We start from the raw sequence: 1,472 nt of genomic DNA, 5'->3' as shown, positions 1-1,472 counted from the left end.
AGCGATAACGCACTTGCAGGATTCTCTTACTATCCAAACCCAGTTACCGATGTTCTTTCATTGAAAGCAGCAAGTAACATAGAAGCAGTTTCTATTTACAACCTATTAGGTCAAGAAGTACTGCGCACTGAAGTTGGTGCAACTACATCAGATATTAACCTATCTGGAATTACTACAGGAGCTTACGTTATGAAAGTTACTGTAAATGGCCAGACAGGAACTTACAAGATTTTGAAAAACTAATTTTTCACAATTCTTATATAAAGCCATCCGCGAAAGTGGGTGGCTTTTTTTATATAGGAAGGAATTAGGGTTTTTTAATAAGTATTCTTACTTCAGAATTAATAATCATCCCAAATATTTTATACATCTAAAGCCTCAAATTAATGTTACTCAAACCTTCTTCACTGAACATGTTTTTGGTGGCTTTTAGAAGTGTTAAAGTATTATGCCAAATTGTATTTGCGATTTTATTCTTTGCGAAAATCGCATTACTCAGTTAAGATATTGACATAAAATTTTGCAGGGAAACAAATTTTGGATACCTTTATGATTGTAAAATTAACTTAAACTAAAATTTATTATGAAAAAAATTACATTATTATTTGCTTGCTTTGTGGCCTTTTCAGGGCTAATGAATGCACAAAATTCGCGAAGTATTGCGGATTTACCGAATACGACAAATAATCCTGTATATAGTCAGGGTGAACCAGTAACGACTACGGCGACTGTTCAATTTGAAAAGCTAATGGGAGCGCAGGATTTTAATGCTTATGTACCCGTTGAAAGATATACTGTTACTACAACTCACGGTCCGTCTATTATTACTGGCAGAAGAGGAGTAATGGCGGTTACTCCTTACACAGACAGAGCTACTTTTGAAGCCGCTTATCCAGGCGCACTCGTTAACGAAGATTTTTCTGGTGGCCCTGGAATTGGTGTTATCCAAGCTTGTGGTCCCGTGGTAAGTAGTGCTGGCGATGGTTGTTTTTCTGCCGGTGAACTTGAAGATGGATTTACTATAACCGCTTCAACAGTTGGTAATGATGTAATCTATATTGGTGAAACCGCTTTGGGTAATTCATCAACACTAATGGGTGCCAATACCTTTGCAGATTTTACCATTCTTACTTTTGTTCCAGCTGGTGCACATGCCGTTGGAATGGATCTTTTTGTAGATGCAGTGTCAAATGCTGATGTTAGAATTTATGATATGGGAGGTACTCTACTGGATACATTTACAATTAATAACACACCAAATACCGAAAATTTTGTTGGATATACTTCCGATGATGCTATTGGTAGAATTGAGATTCAAGCAGAAGCTGATGCTGGTGAACTGTTTGGTAACCTTGTATTCGGTACCGATCCACTTGGTGGCGGTGGCGGCGGAGCTTGCCAAGAAGAGAATCCTAACGATGGTACTTTCGAAAATGGCTTTAACTGCTCTTCGGCATCTGCATTTATGACTG

General features: G+C 37.8%; 1 protein-coding gene and 1 pseudogene. Both read left to right on the top strand.

Features of this window, described 5'->3' with window-relative positions; all coding sequences use genetic code 11:
• A partial coding sequence (locus K8089_RS16015) for a T9SS type A sorting domain-containing protein (protein WP_237604299.1) occupies window positions 1–243 on the top strand: 243 nt, incomplete at its 5' end.
• Window positions 244–583: 340 nt separating this feature from the next.
• Window positions 584–1,472: pseudogene (locus tag K8089_RS16010) on the top strand (T9SS type A sorting domain-containing protein); the annotation flags it as partial.

Source organism: Aequorivita vitellina (assembly GCF_022008365.1).
Taxonomy (GTDB): Bacteria; Bacteroidota; Bacteroidia; order Flavobacteriales; family Flavobacteriaceae; genus Aequorivita; species Aequorivita vitellina.
Note: the sequence above shows the minus strand (reverse complement) of the source record. Positions and strands in the feature narration are given on the sequence as shown.